The 1,056-nt window shown below is 69.1% G+C and carries 1 pseudogene; it reads left to right on the top strand.

The features are described from left to right. Positions 1-86: 86 nt before the first annotated feature. Positions 87-1,056: pseudogene (locus tag ACIGCK_RS14795) on the top strand (IS3 family transposase); the annotation flags it as partial.

Raw genomic sequence — 1,056 nt, 5'->3', positions numbered from 1 at the left:
CCCTGGGCTGACCCCGTTTTGTAGGTCCGTTGGTTTTGAGAGTCGTCCTGTCGCCCGCGGTTGCGGGCAGGGAGACTGGTCAGATCATGTCGAACAGCAGGAAGCGTCATACCCCGGAGCAGGTCGTCCGCAAGCTCGGGCAGGCTGACAGGATGCTCGCCGACGGGCAGGATGTCGCGGCGGTGTGCCGGGAGCTCGGCGTGTCCGAGCAGACGTACTACCGGTGGCGGAACCAGTACGGCGGCCTGAAAGCCGACGACGCGAAGCGCCTCAAGGAGCTTGAGAAGCAGAACGCGACGCTCAAGCGGTTGCTCGCGGAGGCGGAGCTGGAGAAGGCAGCGCTCAAGGAGCTGGCTGAGGGAAACTTCTAGGCCCGGGCAGGCGCCGCGCCGCCGTCGACCACCTCAAGCGCAAGCTGCAGGTGAGCGAACGGATGGCGTGCCGTCTGGTCGGGCTGTCACGCTCCGCCTACCGGCGCCCGCTCAAGGGCGACACGACCGCGGACCCGGACCGGGCGCTGCGGGACTGGCTGCGTGCCTGGGCGAAGAACCATCCCCGCTACGGGTACCGGCGGGCGTACCACGACGCCCGCGCCGAGGGGTGGGTCGTGAACCACAAGAAGATCCAACGCCTCTGGCGCGACGAGGGCCTGCGCGTCCCGCAGCGGCGTCGCCGCAAACGCGTCGGGTCCTCGACCGTCGACGCGCCGACAGCAGACGCGCCGAACGTGGTGTGGGCGGTGGACTTCCAGTTCGACGCCGACGAACAGGGCAGGCCGATCAAGATCTGCTCGATCGTCGATGAGCACACCCGGGAGTGCATCGGCGGACTCACCGAACGGTCGATCACCGCCACCCGGCTCACCGCCCACCTCGAGGACCTCGTCGCCGTCCGCGGCGCCCCGGCGGTACTCAGATCGGACAACGGGCCGGAGTTCATCAGCGACGCGATCGCCGACTGGGCCGGCACCCGCACCGGCCTGTCCTACATCCCGCCGGGCTCGCCGTGGCGCAACGGGTACGTCGAGTCGTTCAACAGCCGGATCCGCGACGAGTG

It is taken from the genome of Microbacterium sp. NPDC078428 (genome assembly GCF_044542535.1).
Taxonomy (GTDB): Bacteria; Actinomycetota; Actinomycetes; order Actinomycetales; family Microbacteriaceae; genus Microbacterium; species Microbacterium limosum.
The sequence above is the reverse complement of the archived record's forward strand: the minus strand, read 5'-3'. Positions and strand labels throughout refer to the sequence as shown.